At 70.6% G+C, this 14,905-nt stretch carries 17 protein-coding genes; 10 read left to right on the plus strand and 7 right to left on the minus strand.

The annotated features are described in order from the left end of the window. Positions 1–37 precede the first annotated feature (37 nt). Entirely contained in the window at positions 38–1,171 is a 1,134-nt protein-coding gene (locus AC5Y2S_RS26570; protein ID WP_499959432.1) for an epoxide hydrolase family protein, read from the plus strand. A gap of 83 nt (positions 1,172–1,254) precedes the next feature. Here the strand turns inward: AC5Y2S_RS26570 and AC5Y2S_RS26575 are convergent, their stop codons facing one another. Beyond that, positions 1,255–2,070 carry an oxygenase MpaB family protein gene (locus AC5Y2S_RS26575; RefSeq protein ID WP_499959433.1) on the minus strand — a complete coding sequence of 272 codons (816 nt, stop codon included), beginning with the start codon at positions 2,068–2,070 and terminating at the stop codon, positions 1,255–1,257. A 76-nt stretch (positions 2,071–2,146) separates the two neighbouring features. Between AC5Y2S_RS26575 and AC5Y2S_RS26580 the strand changes: the two genes are divergently transcribed. Both AC5Y2S_RS26580 and AC5Y2S_RS26585 read left to right on the plus strand, forming a co-directional pair. After that, complete coding sequence (locus AC5Y2S_RS26580; protein WP_499959435.1) at positions 2,147–2,290, plus strand: hypothetical protein; 144 nt, start codon at positions 2,147–2,149, stop codon at positions 2,288–2,290. 43 nt (positions 2,291–2,333) lie between these two features. Next, positions 2,334–3,299 (plus strand): cobalamin biosynthesis protein, encoded by a 966-nt coding sequence (locus tag AC5Y2S_RS26585; protein WP_499959436.1) that lies wholly within the window; start codon positions 2,334–2,336, stop codon positions 3,297–3,299. A gap of 26 nt (positions 3,300–3,325) precedes the next feature. Here AC5Y2S_RS26585 and AC5Y2S_RS26590 read toward each other — a convergent pair whose 3' ends face one another. Genes AC5Y2S_RS26590 through AC5Y2S_RS26600 form a run of 3 tightly spaced genes read right to left on the minus strand, consistent with a single transcriptional unit; the run spans position 3,326 to position 5,285 of the window. Continuing rightward, positions 3,326–4,135: an SURF1 family cytochrome oxidase biogenesis protein gene (locus AC5Y2S_RS26590; protein WP_499959437.1), complete on the minus strand. Its 810-nt coding sequence runs from the start codon at positions 4,133–4,135 to the stop codon at positions 3,326–3,328. Beyond that, positions 4,136–4,627, minus strand: a complete 492-nt coding sequence (locus AC5Y2S_RS26595) for a low molecular weight protein-tyrosine-phosphatase (RefSeq protein WP_499959438.1) — start codon at positions 4,625–4,627, stop codon at positions 4,136–4,138. Continuing rightward, on the minus strand, positions 4,620–5,285 hold the full coding sequence (locus AC5Y2S_RS26600; protein ID WP_499959439.1) for an HAD-IA family hydrolase: 666 nt from the start codon (positions 5,283–5,285) through the stop codon (positions 4,620–4,622). The genes AC5Y2S_RS26595 and AC5Y2S_RS26600 overlap by 8 nt, the downstream gene beginning before the upstream one ends. 57 nt (positions 5,286–5,342) lie before the next feature. On the opposite strand from AC5Y2S_RS26600, the gene cobC reads away from it, so the two are divergent. The 5 genes from cobC to AC5Y2S_RS26625 are packed head-to-tail and all read left to right on the plus strand — an operon-like array spanning position 5,343 to position 9,936. Beyond that, the gene (cobC, locus tag AC5Y2S_RS26605) at positions 5,343–6,374 is read left to right on the plus strand and encodes an Rv2231c family histidinol phosphate aminotransferase CobC (protein ID WP_499959440.1); all 1,032 of its coding nucleotides are present in this window, start codon (positions 5,343–5,345) and stop codon (positions 6,372–6,374) included. Beyond that, the gene (locus AC5Y2S_RS26610) at positions 6,371–7,516 is read left to right on the plus strand and encodes a Nif3-like dinuclear metal center hexameric protein (protein WP_499959441.1); all 1,146 of its coding nucleotides are present in this window, start codon (positions 6,371–6,373) and stop codon (positions 7,514–7,516) included. Before cobC ends, AC5Y2S_RS26610 begins: the two co-directional genes overlap by 4 nt. Next, positions 7,506–8,243 (plus strand): zinc ribbon domain-containing protein, encoded by a 738-nt coding sequence (locus AC5Y2S_RS26615; RefSeq protein WP_499959443.1) that lies wholly within the window; start codon positions 7,506–7,508, stop codon positions 8,241–8,243. Before AC5Y2S_RS26610 ends, AC5Y2S_RS26615 begins: the two co-directional genes overlap by 11 nt. After that, the gene (locus tag AC5Y2S_RS26620) at positions 8,240–9,331 is read left to right on the plus strand and encodes a bifunctional RNase H/acid phosphatase (protein WP_499959445.1); all 1,092 of its coding nucleotides are present in this window, start codon (positions 8,240–8,242) and stop codon (positions 9,329–9,331) included. Before AC5Y2S_RS26615 ends, AC5Y2S_RS26620 begins: the two co-directional genes overlap by 4 nt. 23 nt (positions 9,332–9,354) lie before the next feature. Continuing rightward, complete coding sequence (locus tag AC5Y2S_RS26625; RefSeq protein WP_499959447.1) at positions 9,355–9,936, plus strand: TetR-like C-terminal domain-containing protein; 582 nt, start codon at positions 9,355–9,357, stop codon at positions 9,934–9,936. An 18-nt stretch (positions 9,937–9,954) separates the two neighbouring features. Here the strand turns inward: AC5Y2S_RS26625 and AC5Y2S_RS26630 are convergent, their stop codons facing one another. Both AC5Y2S_RS26630 and AC5Y2S_RS26635 read right to left on the minus strand, forming a co-directional pair. Continuing rightward, entirely contained in the window at positions 9,955–11,676 is a 1,722-nt protein-coding gene (locus AC5Y2S_RS26630; RefSeq protein WP_499959448.1) for an N-acyl-D-amino-acid deacylase family protein, read from the minus strand. 9 nt (positions 11,677–11,685) lie between these two features. After that, on the minus strand, positions 11,686–12,876 hold the full coding sequence (locus AC5Y2S_RS26635) for an amidohydrolase family protein (protein WP_499959449.1): 1,191 nt from the start codon (positions 12,874–12,876) through the stop codon (positions 11,686–11,688). A gap of 177 nt (positions 12,877–13,053) precedes the next feature. Here AC5Y2S_RS26635 and AC5Y2S_RS26640 point away from each other — a divergent pair, with 177 nt between their 5' ends. Next, positions 13,054–13,302, plus strand: a complete 249-nt coding sequence (locus AC5Y2S_RS26640; RefSeq protein ID WP_499907160.1) for a hypothetical protein — start codon at positions 13,054–13,056, stop codon at positions 13,300–13,302. A 9-nt stretch (positions 13,303–13,311) separates the two neighbouring features. Here AC5Y2S_RS26640 and AC5Y2S_RS26645 read toward each other — a convergent pair whose 3' ends face one another. Continuing rightward, positions 13,312–14,550, minus strand: coding sequence for a cytochrome P450 (locus AC5Y2S_RS26645; RefSeq protein WP_499959451.1), 1,239 nt, complete (start codon positions 14,548–14,550; stop codon positions 13,312–13,314). A gap of 151 nt (positions 14,551–14,701) precedes the next feature. Here AC5Y2S_RS26645 and AC5Y2S_RS26650 point away from each other — a divergent pair, with 151 nt between their 5' ends. Next, positions 14,702–14,902: a hypothetical protein gene (locus tag AC5Y2S_RS26650; protein ID WP_499959452.1), complete on the plus strand. Its 201-nt coding sequence runs from the start codon at positions 14,702–14,704 to the stop codon at positions 14,900–14,902. Positions 14,903–14,905: the final 3 nt, after the last annotated feature.

Below are 14,905 nucleotides of genomic sequence, written 5' to 3' on the forward strand. Positions count from 1 at the left end.
CTGGCGGGCAGGCGAGGCGGTGTGGCAGCCTCAGGGCGTGAACGAGCAACCCGTAAAGCCGTTTCGAATCGACGTGCCCGACGACGTCCTCGACGACCTGCGCTCGCGCCTGGCGCGCACCCGCTGGCCGGAGGCCGAATGCGTCGACGACTGGAGCCAGGGCATTCCGCTGACGTACACGCGCGAGCTGGCCGAATACTGGGCGAACGAATACGACTGGCGGTCCCGGGAGGCCGCGCTCAACCGCTTCGATCAGTTCATCACCGAAATCGACGGGCTGGACATTCATTTCATCCACCAGCGCTCGCCGCACGACGACGCCTTCCCGCTGCTGATCACCCACGGCTGGCCGGGCTCAATCGTGGAGTTTCACAAGGTGATCGAGCCGCTGACCAATCCGGCGTCGGGGCGCGCCGAGGACGCGTTCCACGTCGTGTGCCCATCGCTTCCGGGGTACGGGTTCTCCGGCAAGCCCACCCGCACGGGATGGGGAGTGGAAAAGATCGCCGACGCCTGGGAGACGCTTATGCTGCGCCTCGGCTACGACCGCTACGGCGCGCAGGGCGGCGACTGGGGCGCCGCGGTCACCACGCAGATGGGCCGAAACGGCGGGCATTGCGCGGCAATTCACCTGAACATGCCGATCGGGCGGCCCACCAAGGAGGCGCTGGCCGACCCGACCCCGGAGGAGCAACGCGCACTGGCGTCGATGGCCGAGCACCGCAAATGGGGCACCGGCTATTCCAAGCAGCAGTCCACCCGGCCGCAAACGCTGGGCTACGGGCTGGTCGATTCGCCGGTGGGGCAGCTGGCGTGGATCGTCGAGAAGTTTTGGGCGTGGGCCGATTGCGACGGGCACCCAGAGAACGTGTTCGGCCGCGACGAGCTGCTGGACAACGTGATGATGTACTGGGTGACCGCCACCGGCGCGTCGTCGGCCCGGTTGTACTGGGAGAGTTTCCGGGTCTTCGGCCAGATGGACCGGGTCGAATTGCCAACTGGCGTCAGCGCTTTCCCGGGCGAGCTGCTGAAGGCGCCGCGGAGCTGGTGCGAGCCGGTGTACAACATCACGCACTGGACGGACATGCCGCGCGGGGGGCACTTCGCCGCGTTCGAACAACCGGAGCTGTTCGTGGACGACGTTCGCGCGTTCTTCGCGACGGTGCGCTGATCCGCCTTCGCCCAGCGTGCATTTCACGACGCGATACGCCGTGGGAGCGTCGCCATTTGCACGCTCGAACGGCAAGGGGCGCGCTAAACGATGCGCCAACCCCGGCGTGCCCGAATGCGCATGTCCCACAGGTAAAGCTGATAGCCGAAGACCCACGCCCGGTGCGGGATGAGCCGGTCCGCCAGCCGCAGGCCGATCAGCAGCCATTCGAACCGGCGCTGCTGGACCTGCGACCAGTCCAGCTCCATCATCGCCCGGAACTCCGGGGCCAAGAATCCCGTCGTCGCGAACCGGTTGAACGGCCCACCCAGCGCCCGCAGCGGCAGCGGCAGAAACGCCATCGAGGCCACCCCGTGCAGGTGCTCGCGCACCGGCGGGTCGATGCGCAGCTCGTCGAGGGAGCGCTTCCAGTACTCGTCGAACGCGGCGAGGTCCGGCGGCCACATCCGCTCGGGCACCTGCAGCGTGGTCCCCAGCCGTTTGGCGTCGCGATAGACCGATTCGGCGGTGGCGTCGTCCAGCGGACCGTGCAAGAACTCGTGCTGATCGACGAAATAGCGGTACAGGCAGGCGGCCACCCAAAGCTGCAGCTTGGGGTCGAAAGCGTTGTAGGACACCGGGCTTGACGACGTCGAGCGAACCTGCCGGTGCGCGACGTCCACGGCGTCGCGGATCAACGCCCGGTCGGACTCGGTCCCGATGGCCGCGACGGCCAGGTAGGTCCCGGTGGTGCGGGCCCGCTTGAACGGATGCTTGTAGACGTTGCCGCTGTCCACCGGGCTTTCCAGCACGCCGTAACCGACGCCGGGCAGGGACAGCTGCATGATCACGTTCGCGGCGGGCAGCAACATCGCCGCCGGGTTCAGCAAATCCGCGATCCGGGTTGCGGGCCGCTTCATCGCGGATTACCCCTCATGGAGTCGAGTACACCACGGCAAACCGTTATATCCGCGGAAAAACGGGCAGACCTGCACCATGAGTACCCAACCTGGTAACCCCATCCGGCCGCTGCCGCGCGCGCCCAACCTGGCACCGACGGCCGACCCCGACGCATTGCTGTGGTGGGTGGTGGGCCTGCTGATCGCCGTGGTGGTCGTGGCGGCGATTTTGGCCATCTAGCGTGGCCGACCCCCGGTCGCCGCGGGTATGAGACGCTGCCCGGGTGCGTGCGACCCGGGCCCGAGCCGCCGGCGTGCTGGCCGGCTACGTCGCCGACCTCGCACTGGGGGACCCCAAACGCGGCCACCCGGTCGCGCTGTTCGGCAGGGCGGCCGCGGCGGTGGAGCGCGGCACCTACCGCGACGCCCGGGGCGCCGGCGCGCTGCACGTGGGCCTGCTGGTCGGCGCGGTGACGCTGCTGGGTGCGGCCGCCTCGCGTCGGGGCGGGCCGCTGGCCACCGCCGCGGCGACGTGGGCCTGTCTGGGCGGAACGTCGTTGGGCCGCACCGGCCTGGAAATGTCGCGGCTGCTGGAGCGCGGCGACGTCGACGCCGCCCGGCGGCTGCTGCCGTCGTTGTGCGGGCGCGACCCGGCCCGGCTGGACGCCGCGGGCCTGACGCGCGCGGCGCTCGAATCGGTCGCGGAGAACACCTCGGACGCCGAGGTAGCGCCGCTGCTGTGGGCGGCGGCGGGCGGGGCGCCCGCGGTGCTGGCCTACCGCGGCATCAACACGCTGGATTCGATGATCGGCCACCGCACCCCGCGTTACCTCCGATTCGGTTGGGCCGCAGCGAGATTGGACGACGCGGCCAACTACGTCCCCGCGCGGTTGACCGCGGCGCTGGTGGTGCTGTGCGCACCGCTGGTCTCGGGTTCGCCGTCGGGGGCGTTGCGGGCCTGGCGCGCTGACGCGGCGCGGCATCCCAGCCCCAACGCCGGGGTGGTCGAGGCGGCGTTCGCGGGGGCGCTGGGCGTTCGCCTGGGCGGGCCGACGCAGTATCGCCACGAGCTGCAGATCCGGCCCACGCTGGGGGACGGGCGGGCTCCCGAGGTGGCCGACCTGCGCCGCGCGGTGGCGCTGTCGCGGGTTGTCCAGGCGGCCGCGGCCTTGGTGGCGTGTGCGCTCACGGCTTTGGGTGTGAGCGCAAGGCGGGAGAATCGCGTTCTCCGCGCCTTCAGCGCACACTGAAAACCCTCAACGCACACCAAAAGTGCCTACCGCCGGCGGCCGTAGCGGTCGGCGAGCTTCTCCTCGACGGTCGCCGGCGCGGCGGCGGTTTGTTGCTTTTCCCGGCGGCGCACCCGCAGCTCGGAGTAGACGAAGTAGCCCAACCCGATGGGCGCGAGGATGCCGAACGAGATCCACTGGATGCCATAGGACAGGAACGGTCCGGCGTCGAGGTGCGGCACACCGATCACGCCCAGTCCGCCGGGCTGGTTGTCGACCAGTTGCAGATACGACGCGGCCAGCGGCACCTTCGTCAACGCCGAGACCTGTTCGGTGTTGATCGAATACACCTGCTGCACACCGTCTCTGACGAAGGGATCCTTGCCCGCCACGGCGGGTTCGGAGTCCCGCAGCCGCGCGGTGAGGGTCACCGTCTCCGCCGGCGGGCGGGAGATCGGGGGGACATGGGATCCCGGCTCGGGGCGCACGTAGCCCCGGTCGACCAGCACCGTGGGGCCGTCGTCGACGATGAAGGGCGCCAGCACCTCGAACGCCTGATCGCCCTCGACCACCCGCAGGCGGGCCAGCACCTGCACGTCGGGCAGGTAGTGCCCGGTCGCCGTCACCCGGCGCCACTGCGCGCCCGGCGCCGACGAATCCTGCTGGGGCAGCAGGGTTTTCAGCGGAACGGGTGGGGTGTTGAGGGAGTACTCGATCTGGTGGTTCTCCCGCGACGTCCTGGTGTTCTTTCCCAGCTGCCACGGGGCGAGCACCATGAAGCACAGGTAGGTGAAGGCGATCACCACCACCGCCAGGGCTATCCAGCCCGGCCGCAGCAGAAACGCCATGCGTCGCATCTAGGCGCGCCCGTTTTCCGCGAGCCGTTCGTCGACCCAGGCGTGCAGGCCGGGCAGGGCGGCCTCGATGACCGTGAAGACGTCCTCGAAGTCGTCGTGGTCGCCGTAATAGGGGTCCTCGACGTCGAGCGCGTGCCTACCCGAGCGCGGGTCGAACGACCGCAGCATCCGGATCCGGTCGTCCTCGACGCCCAGCTGACGCAGCATGCGAACGTGGTTGCGGCCCAGGGCGACCACCAGGTCGGCGGCGAGGTGGTCGTCGTTCAGCTGCGCGGCGCAGTGGGCGGTGGGATAGCCGTGGGCATGCAGCACGCGGGTGGCCCGGTCGTCGGCGCAACTGCCGATATGCCAGTTCCCGGTGCCCGCGCTGGTCACCCGGACCGCGTCGCCGAGGCCGCGCCGCTGCAGTTGGTCGGCGAACATCTTCTCGGCCATCGGGGAGCGGCAGATGTTGCCGGTGCAGACGAAGGTGACGTGCAGGCGCTCAGACACCGAGGGCACCCCGCAACTCCTGCACGGTCGAGGCGTGCGTCACGCCTGCGAGGCTGAAGCCCTCGTGAAAGTCGTCGCGCCCGTAGCCCCAGCCGACCACCACGGTGTCGATGCCGTGCGCGGCCGCGCCGTGCACGTCGTGGCTGCGGTCGCCGACCATCAGCACCCGTTCGGGCAGTGGCTGGAGCTGTTCGAGGGCGTGGGCCAGCACCTCCTCCTTGCTCTTGCGCGACCCGTCGGGGGCCGCGCCGGCGATCACCTCGAAGTACCCGTCGAGCCCGAAATGGGCGAGGATGCGCCGCGCCGTCGGCTCCAGCTTGGAGGTTGCGACGGCGAGTCGGACGTCGGCGGCGCGCAAGTCGGCCAGCAGCGGCTCGATGCCGTCGAACAGCGTGTTCATCGCCCAGCCGCGGGCGCCGTACTCGGCCCGGAAGGCCGTGATCGCGTCCTCGGCGGAGTCGCCGAACATCGTGCGGAGGGTGTCGTCCATGGGCGGCCCGACGATCTGCGCGGCCAGGTCGCCCTCGGGCACGGCGGCCCCGACGTGCTCGAGCGCGTGCAGGAAGCTGGCCACGATCCCGTCCGCCGAGTCGGTCAGCGTGCCGTCGAGATCGAAGATCACCAGCTGCGGTGCGCCCGTCGAGACTGTGCCTGTCACCTCACCATTGTCCTAGATGCCCGCGCGCGCTCAGCGGGGCCCACTAGTGTTTCTCGGATGGCGACTCTGAACCCGAGCCCGCCAGCGGCGGCCCGCTATCACGGCGATCAGGCCGTGGCGCCCGGGATGCTCGATTTCGCCGTCAACGTCCGGCACGCGCAGCCGCCGGAGTGGCTGATGCGCCGGCTGGCCGCGCGGCTGCCCGACCTGGCGCGCTACCCGGGCCTGGCGGACGTGCACCGGGCGCAGGACGCGGCCGCCGGGCGGCACGGCCGCACCCGCGACGAGGTGCTGCCGCTGGCCGGCGCGGCCGAGGGCTTCGCGTTGCTGCCCAACCTGCGCCCGGCGCGGGCGGCGATCGTGGCGCCGTCGTTCACCGAGCCGGCAGTGGCGCTGGGCGCGGCCGGGGTGCCGGTGCGGCACGTCGTCCTGGAGCCCCCGTTCCGGCTGGACGGCGCGCGGGTGCCCGACGACGCCGACCTCGTCGTGGTGGGCAACCCGACGAACCCCACCTCGGTGCTGCACACCCGCGAGCAGCTGCTCGCGCTGCGCCGGCCGGGCCGGACCCTGGTGGTCGACGAGGCCTTCGCCGATTCCATTCCCGGCGAGCCGGAGTCGCTGGCCGGCGCCTCGTTGCCCGACGTGCTGGTGCTGCGCAGCCTGACCAAGACCTGGGCGCTGGCCGGGTTGCGGGTGGGCTACGCCCTGGGCGCGCCGGAGCTGTTGGCGCGGCTGACGACGCGGCGCGCGCACTGGCCGGTGGGGACCCTGCAGCTGACGGCCATCGCGGAGTGCTGCGACCCGCGGGCCGTCGCCGAGGCGGCGGCCGGCGCGCTCCGACTGGCGCAGCTGCGCGACGAGATGGTCGCGGGCCTGGGCTCGGTGGGCGCCGACGCGGTCGACGGCCGGGGCCCGTTCGTCCTGTTCCGCCTGCCCGACGCCGACCGCATACGAAACAGGTTGGAGCGCAAGGGAATTGCCGTGCGACGGTGTGACACCTTCGTCGGCCTGGACGACCGGTACCTGCGGGCGGCGGTGCGACGGGACTGGCCATTGCTGGTCCAGGCCATCGCGGAGGTGGCCCGGTGAGCGTGCGGCTGGCCGACGTGATCGAGGTGCTCGACGAGGCGTACCCGCCGCAGCTCGCCCAGTCGTGGGATTCCGTGGGCCTGGTGTGCGGCGACCCCGACGACGCGCTGGACTCGGTGACCGTCGCCGTCGACGCGACACCGGCCGTCGTCGACGAGGTTCCCGACGGCGGGCTGCTGCTGGCCCATCACCCGTTGCTGCTGCGCGGGGTCGACACCGTGGCGGCCAGCACGCCCAAGGGCGCGCTGGTGCACCGCCTGATCCGCACCGGGCGTTCGCTGTTCACCGCGCACACCAACGCCGACTCCGCCTCCCCGGGGGTGTCCGACGCGCTGGCCGACGCCCTCGGCCTGACCGTGGAGGCCGTGCTCGAACCGCTCACGGCGGCGGGCGATCTCGACAAGTGGGTCGTCTACGTGCCGCGCGAAAACGCCGAGGCGGTGCAGCAGGCCGTGTTCGAGGCCGGCGCCGGCCACATCGGCGACTATTCGCACTGCAGCTGGAGCGTGAGCGGCATCGGGCAGTTCCTGCCGCACGAGGGCGCTTCGCCGGCGATCGGCAGCGTCGGCAGCGTCGAACGGGTGCCCGAGGACCGGTTCGAGGTCGTCGCCCCGGTGCGCGCCCGTGGTGCGGTGCTGGCGGCGATGCGCGGCGCGCATCCGTACGAGGAGCCCGCGTTCGACATCTTCGCGCTGGTGCCCCCGCCCGGCGACGCCGGGTTGGGCCGCATCGGCACGCTCGCCCGACCGGAACCGCTGCGCAGCTTCGTCTCTCGCGTCGGCGCCGCGCTGCCGCCGACCTCGTGGGGCGTGCGCGCGTCCGGGGACCCCGACGCGCCGGTGTCGCGGGTCGCCGTGTGCGGCGGCGCCGGGGATTCGCTGCTGGCCGCCGCGGCCCGCGCGGACGTGCAGGCCTATGTCACCGCCGACCTGCGGCACCATCCGGCCGACGAGCACCGCCGGGCCTCGAACGTGGCCCTGGTCGACGTGGCGCACTGGGCGAGCGAATTCCCCTGGTGCGAGCAGGCCGCCGGCATACTGCGGTCCCGATTCGGGGAGGCGCTGCCCGTTCGGGTGTGCACCGTTCGCACCGACCCATGGGACCTTGGCACCAACAGCGGGGAGAAAAGACATGAAAGCTGAGGTCGCGCAGCAAATTTCACTACTCGAATTGTCGAAGCTGGATGCGGAGCTGTCCCGCATCGCGCACCAGGCCTCCCATCTGCCCCAGCAGGAGGCCGTCGAGCGGATCCGGGCCGACCACAGCGCCGCCGCCGACCGGCTGGGCGCGCTGCGAATCGCGCTGGAAGACTTGGACGCCCAGGTGTCGCGGTTCGAGTCGGAGATCGAGGCGGTGCGGCAACGCGAAGACCGGGACCGCTCGATGCTCACGTCCGGTGCGACGGACGCCAAACAACTGTCGGATCTCCAGCACGAGCTCGAGACCCTGCTCCGGCGTCAAACCAACCTCGAGGATTCGCTGCTGGAGGTGATGGAGCGGCGCGAGGAGTTGCAGGCCCAGCTGGACGGCGAGCAGCGGGCCGTCGAGGCGTTGGAGTCCGAACTCGCCGTCGCCCAGGAGGCCCTCGACGCTGCGGTCGCCGAAATCGACGAGGCGCGCCAGGTTCGTTCGTCGCGACGCGACACCCTGTCGGCGGGGCTGGATCCCGACCTGTCCGCCATGTACGAGCGGCAGCGCGCCAGGGGCGGGCCGGGGGCCGGGCCGCTGCTCGGTCATCGGTGCGGCGCCTGCCGGATCGAGATCGGCCGCACCGAACTGTCCCGCATCTCGGCCGCCCCCGAGGATGAGCTGGTGCGCTGCCCGGAATGCGGCGCGATCCTGTTGCGGGTCAAGGGGTTCGACCAGTGAAAGTCGTCGTCGAAGCCGACGGCGGGTCGCGCGGCAACCCGGGACCGGCCGGTTACGGCGCGGTGGTCCGCACCGCGGACCGCGCAACGGTGCTGGCCGAGACCAAGCAGGCCATCGGCGTGGCGACCAACAACGTCGCCGAATATCGCGGGCTGATAGCCGGTTTAGACGACGCCCTGCAAATGGGCGCCACCGAGGTCGAGGCCTTCTTGGACTCCAAGCTGGTGGTCGAACAAATGACCGGGCGCTGGAAGGTCAAGCATCCCGACCTGATCGAGCTGCATGCGCAGGCCCGAAAGCTGGCGTCGCGGTTCGACCGGATCTCTTACGCCTGGGTGCCCCGGGCCCAGAACTCGCACGCCGACCGGTTGGCCAACGAGGCGATGGACGCCGCGGCGGACATCGACGAGCCGTCGGAGCCCACGAAAAGCGTTGCGGCCGAGGCCCGGACGTCGCCCGGCTGGACGGGGGCGCGGGGCACGCCGACCCGGCTGCTGTTGCTGCGGCACGGGCAGACGGACCTTTCGGCGGAACGCCGCTACTCGGGGCGCGGCAATCCGGCGCTGACGGGTGTCGGGCGCCGGCAGGCCGGGGCCGCGGCGCGATACATCGCGGAGCGCGGCGGGATCGCCGCGGTGATCTCCTCGCCGTTGCAGCGGGCCTACGACACCGCCGCGGCGGCGGCCAAGGCGCTCGGTCTGGACGTCACGGTGGACGACGACTTGATCGAGACGGATTTCGGCGCGTGGGAGGGGCTGACGTTCGTCGAAGCGGCCGAACGTGATCCGGAGCTGCACCGGCGGTGGCTGCGCGACACGAGCACGACGCCGCCGGGCGGTGAAAGTTTCGACGCCGTGCTCGACCGGGTGCTTCGGGTTCGCGAACGGATCATCGAGTCGCACGCGGGCGCGACGGTGCTGGTGGTCTCCCACGTGACGCCGATCAAGATGCTGCTGCGGCTGGCGCTGGACGCCGGGCCTGGCATCCTGTACCGGTTGCATCTTGACCTGGCGTCGCTGAGCATCGCAGAGTTCTACTCGGATGGGGCGTCGTCGGTACGGCTGGTAAACCAGACGGGCTATCTGTAGCCGGGCTATAAAGGGGGACATCGATGCAGGCGTCTCAACCACGCGATGAATCCGTTTCTGCCGAGGTACGTGAGCGGGTGATGGTGGCGGCGCTCGATGAGTTGACTCTCTGGGGTGTCGAGCGGTTCAGCATCGAGGCCCTGGCGGAACGTCATCACCTCGATCCCGCGATGATCCACCGTTATTGGGGCAGCCGGCAGCGACTCATCGTTGCCGCGGCCCTGGCAGACGCGGAGGCCTACAGTTCGATCGCCGACACCGGCTCACTGCGCGGGGACCTGCTGACGTTGGCCCGCAAGCTGGCCGATCGGATCAACAGCCAGGCGGGTCGCGCGTTTATGCGGGCGCTGGTCATGGACCGTCGTGGACCGCACGACGAGGAGACCCGAATGATGGTGTGGGAGGCCCGTTTTGCCGTGGTGCGAGAGGTCGTAGACCGGGCCAGGAAGCGCGGCGATTTGCGTGACGATGTCAATACCCTGGCCGCCGTGCAGATCGTCCTGGCGCCGCTGAACGTTCGCGCCCTCTACTCCGACATGCCCGTCGACGACCGCTACTGCGAGGCGGTCGCGGAGATGGCGTGGCACGCGCTGGGGCGAAAATAGGCGTGGCTAGGTCTGTGGTCACGAGGCTTTGACTGTCTCGGTGTCGCGCCCGGACCGCAGCACGGTGCCGGGCAGGGCGCCGGTGGCGGCGCCGTCGCGGCACACCTCGACACCACCGACCAGCACCGAGGTGATCCCGTACGCGTCGGCGACCAGCCGCGCCGCGCCGGCGGGCAGGTCGTAGCGGGTGCGCTCGGGCCCGTGGTCGACGGTGGCCGGGTCGAACAGCACCAGGTCGGCGTGCCAGCCGGGCTCGATGCGGCCGCGTTCGGTCAGCCCGTAGAACCGGGCCGGCACGTCGGTGATCAGCCGGACGGCCTCCTCGAGCGTGACGACCTGATGCTCGCGGACGCCGCGGCCGAGCAGCGCCGTCGTGTAGATGGCGCCGCACATCATGTCGAGGTGGGCGCCCGCGTCGGAGCCGCCGATCACCGCGCCCGGGTGGTGCCACACCTCGGCGCGCGCCCGCCAGTCGGCCGCGCCGTCGCCGGTGAGCGGCGGGGACAGGCCGGTGCGCAGCTCGTCGGCGATCACGATGTCCAGCAGCGTGTCGAAGGGCTCGCCGCCCCGGGCGGCGGCGATCTCGCCGACGCTGCGGCCGGTCGCGTCGGCGTTCTCCGGTGCGAACGTCTCGACGATGACGAGCCGGTCCCACTGCGCGAGGCCGCGCAGCATGCCGGCCTCCTTGGAGGCGGCGCCCTCGGCGAGGCGGCGGCGCACCGCCGGATCGGCAAGCGCGACAAGGCGTTCGGGCACCGGCAGGTGCATCGTGTCACGCCAGCCGGGCAGCCCGTCGAGCACGAAGCCGGACAGGAACGACAGCCGGATCTTCATGGCTTGCGGCAGGGTCAGTGCCACCACCCGGCCGCCGCGTCGGGCCGCGGCGGCGTAGGCGCGTAACTGCTTTTCGTGCCCGGTCGGGTTGGCCGCCGAGACGCCGAGCAGGTTCCAGTTCAGCGGGCGGTCCGCGGCCGCCGACATGTCGGTGAGCAGCGCGATGTCGTCGTCGGTGAAGCCCGACAGGCAGCCGGGGATGATGGCCTCGAGCGTGGTGCCGGGGTGGTCGCGGAGCGCGGCTGCCAGGGTCACCAGTTCCTCTGGAGACGCGCTGCGCGACGGCACCGGCTGGCCGGCGCCGTCGTTGTGGGTGGGCGACTGCGAGGTCGACAGCCCGAGCGCGCCGGCGGCCAGCGCGTCATGCAGCACCGCGACCATCTTTTCGATGTGTTCCGGTGTCGCCTCGCCGCCGACGCCGTCGGCGCCCATCGCGGCCAGCCGCAGCGCCGAATGACCCACCAGGAAGCCGGCATTGACCGCGGTGCGGCCGTCCAGGCGGCCCAGCCAGTCGCCGAACGATGCCCAGCCCCAGTCCAGACCGGCGCGCAGCGCGTCCAGCGGCATCCCCTCCACCCGCGCCAGCATCCGGGTGAGGTAGTCGTGCTGGTCGGGCGTGGCGGGCGCCAGCGTGAAGCCGCAGTTGCCGCCGAAGACGGTGGTCACGCCGTGCTGCACCGACGGGCTGGCGGTCGGGTCCCAGAACAGCTGCGCGTCGTAGTGGGTGTGCAGGTCCACGAATCCCGGCGCCAGTGTCTGTCCTTGGGCGTCAACGGTTTTGGCGGCCATGTCATCGACTTCGCCGACGGCGACGATGCGCCCGTCGCTGACGCCGACGTCGCCATGTCGGCTGGGTGCCCCGGTGCCGTCGACGATCTCGGCGTCGCGGATGAGCAGGTCGAGCATGAGGGCCTCCTACGCCGTGGCTAGCCACCCCTCGTCGGGCAGCGGGTGGCGGAACAGCTGCGCCGCGTTGCGGTGGGTGATCCGGGCCGCGTCCTGCGTCGACAGGCCGGCGACGTTGCGCGCCACCACCTGCTGGGTGTCGGGCCAGGTCGAATCGGCGTGCGGGTAGTCGCTTTCGACGAGGATGCGGTCGGCGCCGATCGCGTCGAGCGCGCCGAACGCGTGCGGGTCGTCGATCGAGCAGAACCAGAAGTTGCGCCGCAGCACCTCGCTGGGCAGCAGGTCGCTCTTCCACGCGCCGCCCTCGTGGCCCGAAGCGGAGTGCGCCAGAACGTAATCGGCGCGGTCGCCCAGCATGGCCGCCCAGCCGAGACCGCCCTCGGCGAGCGTGATGTTCAGCCCCGGGAACCGCACCGGGATGCCCGACCACAGCATGTCCGCGCACGCGACCAGACCGTTCACCGGGAACAGGGTGGTGATGGTCTCAAAGGGCGTGTCGGGGGCGGGGATTGGCGCCCACTGCGCCGATCCGGTGTGCAGGCACACCACGGTGCCGGTCTCCTCGCAGGCGGCGAAGAACGGATCCCACGCGCCGCTGTGCAGGCTCGGGATCCCGCACTGGGCCGGCAGCTCGGGGAAGCTCACCGCCTTGAAGCCGCGCGCGGCGTTGCGGCGGACTTCCTCGGGCGCGAGTTGCGGGTCGGCCAGCCACGGCAGCTGCAGCGGGATGATCCGGTCGGGATAGGCGCCGGCCCAGGCCTCGAGGTGCCAGTCGTTCCAGGCCCGCAGGGTGGCCAGGCCGAGCTCCAGGTCGTCGCTCTTCCAGAAGACCGTGCCGGCGAACCCGGCGATCAGCGACGGGAAGTTCAGGGATGCCCAGATGCCGGCCAGGTCCATGTCGGCGATCCGGGCATCGACATCCCAACAGCCGGGCCGCATTTCGTCGAACCGGGCGGCCTCCATGCTCCATTCCTCGCGGGGCCGCCCGATCACCGCGTTGAGGCCGATGTTGGGATACTCGCGGCCTTCGTAGTGCCACACCTGGCGCCCGTCGTCGGTCTCGACGACCTTGGGGGCCCGCTCGGACAGCGCCGCGGGGAGCCGGCCGATGAACAGATCGGGCGGCTCGATGACGTGGTCGTCGACCGAGATCACGACGTGCTGTCGCTGCCGGGGATCAGGGTCTGGCAGCAGCGCCATACCTGATGACTATCGTCGGTTTTCCGGCGCTGTCAATGCTATCTATGCAATCAATATGAGGTTTGCGGGCGCGCGTGCGGTGGCGGCGTTTTCGTGTGAGCCCAGGGCGCCACCCGTGCACACGCGACGCCCTGAGTGCACACTCGAACCCACCACCAGCGGAAGGAATCCGGGCAGATGGCCAAGACACGTGCCGAAGCGGCGCAGTACCTCAGGGATGCCGGAGGCTTGAAGCTTGTCGTTTTCGGGGCCGACGGGCGCGAGGTCGCGGCGATGTTCGTGCAGGGGTCGGTGACCTACGATCAGGAGGCCGCGCGCTTCATTGCGGTTGCCGAGGACGGCCACGCGGTTGGGGAGCTGTTCGTCGACGAAGCGGTCGGTTACGACGAGAGCACCGACGCCTTTGTCATTCGAACCGCACGGTAGCCACCGACTTCAATGCCCGGCGTCGAATGCGATGGGCAGCGTCATGGGTCCGCTCAGCCCGGTGAGGGGCTTCCACGGAGCCGGACCGGTGCGCCGCGGGTTGGGCATGCGCCGGGTCATGATCGCCAGGGCCTCGGCCAGCTCCAGTCTGGCCAGGTTGGCGCCCAGGCAGTAGTGCATGCCGGCGCCGAACGTCTGCATCGGCGGGGCGCCTTCGCGGGTGATGTCGAGGCGGTCGGGCGCGTCGTACACCGCGGGATCGCGGTTCGCGGCGGCGGTGTTGGCGATGACCAGCGTGCCGGCCGGGATGAGCACCCCGGCGATTTCGACGTCCTCGAGAGCGGTGCGCAGCGTGGCGGCCGCGATAGGGGAATGGCGCATCGTCTCTTCGACCGCTTTGGCCGCGAGTTCGGGATGCCGGGCCAGCAGCTCCCACTGGTCGGGGTGTTCGCACAGCGCCTGCACGGACGCCGCCAGCTGGTTGCGGGTGGTGTCGGTGCCGGCGATCAGGAGGCCCGCCGCGAGCATCCGTAGCTCGTCTGCGCTGAGGTGATCGCCGTCGTCCTCGGCGCGGATCAGCTCGGAGATCAGGTCGTCGGTCAGCGTGTGACGCCGCTGGGCGACCATCGCGTCGGTGTAGGCGTCGAGTTCGTCCCACGCGGCCAGGATGGTTTGCTGGTGAGCGGCGACGTCCCAGCTGAAGGCCTTGAAGACGTCGTCGGTCCAGTCCGAGAAGAGCTGCCAATCCTCGTCCGGGGCGCCCAGCAACGCGCAGATGATCGGGATCGGGTACTGGCGGGCGATCTCGCTCACCACCTCGCAGTGCCCGGTTCGGGAGTGGCGGTCCACCAGTTCGGTGATCACGTCGACGATCGTCGCGCGCAGTCGCTCGGTGGCCCGCGGTGTGAAGGCCTTGGACACCAGTCGTCGCAGCCGATGGTGCTCGGCCCCGTCGAGGCTGATCAAGTTGGTTGCGACGCGCTGCCATAACGGGCCGCTGGTGATGCCCTGGGAGGCCAGGAACATGCCCTGCGGCAGGCGGAATCGGGGGTCGCGCAGCACCGTTCGAACCAGGTCGTGGGTCAGCAGCTCCGGCCCGTGCGGGCCGAGCGCGATCGGCGCCTGGCGCCGGGCTCGATGCAGGATCTCGTGCGCCTCCGCCGGGCTCTGGCAATGCTCGTAATCGATCGTCGGTAGGCCGGCGTCGAACACGCTCGGGCAGGTCGGCGCATCAACGGCGATGGTCATGGTGGTCCCCAGAGGTCGTCGGTGAAGTGCTTTCACCGGGAAGTCTTGGTGGCGGGGGACCGCATGACACGCGTAGTCGACTACCCCAGTTTTCGTTGACTGAGTGCGCGTTCAGGGCGCCCTGAGTGCACTCGGCGCGTAGCCTCGCCGTATGCGAAGGACTTTCGTCGTCACGCTCGCGTTCGGGGTGATCGTCGCGCTGTTCGGTCTGATCTGGGCGCTCCAGGGGTTCGGTGTGCTTCTCGGTAGCCCGATGAGCAACACGACAACATGGTCGATCATCGGTCCCATCACCGTGCTGATCGGCATCGCGATCGCGGTGTTCAGCTGGCGGAAACTCTCGTCGAAATAACGG

The organism is Mycobacterium sp. NGS69, from assembly GCF_059812165.1.

Coding starts and splice junctions, on each gene's coding strand:
- AC5Y2S_RS26575 (WP_499959433.1), bottom strand. CDS start 2,070: ATGAAGCGGCCCGCAACCCGGATCGCGGATTTGCTGAACCCGGCGGCG.
- AC5Y2S_RS26580 (WP_499959435.1), top strand. CDS start 2,147: ATGAGTACCCAACCTGGTAACCCCATCCGGCCGCTGCCGCGCGCGCCC.
- AC5Y2S_RS26590 (WP_499959437.1), bottom strand. CDS start 4,135: ATGCGACGCATGGCGTTTCTGCTGCGGCCGGGCTGGATAGCCCTGGCG.
- cobC (WP_499959440.1), top strand. CDS start 5,343: ATGGCGACTCTGAACCCGAGCCCGCCAGCGGCGGCCCGCTATCACGGC.
- AC5Y2S_RS26615 (WP_499959443.1), top strand. CDS start 7,506: ATGAAAGCTGAGGTCGCGCAGCAAATTTCACTACTCGAATTGTCGAAG.
- AC5Y2S_RS26625 (WP_499959447.1), top strand. CDS start 9,355: ATGCAGGCGTCTCAACCACGCGATGAATCCGTTTCTGCCGAGGTACGT.
- AC5Y2S_RS26630 (WP_499959448.1), bottom strand. CDS start 11,676: ATGCTCGACCTGCTCATCCGCGACGCCGAGATCGTCGACGGCACCGGG.
- AC5Y2S_RS26635 (WP_499959449.1), bottom strand. CDS start 12,876: ATGGCGCTGCTGCCAGACCCTGATCCCCGGCAGCGACAGCACGTCGTG.
- AC5Y2S_RS26640 (WP_499907160.1), top strand. CDS start 13,054: ATGGCCAAGACACGTGCCGAAGCGGCGCAGTACCTCAGGGATGCCGGA.
- AC5Y2S_RS26645 (WP_499959451.1), bottom strand. CDS start 14,550: ATGACCATCGCCGTTGATGCGCCGACCTGCCCGAGCGTGTTCGACGCC.
- AC5Y2S_RS26650 (WP_499959452.1), top strand. CDS start 14,702: ATGCGAAGGACTTTCGTCGTCACGCTCGCGTTCGGGGTGATCGTCGCG.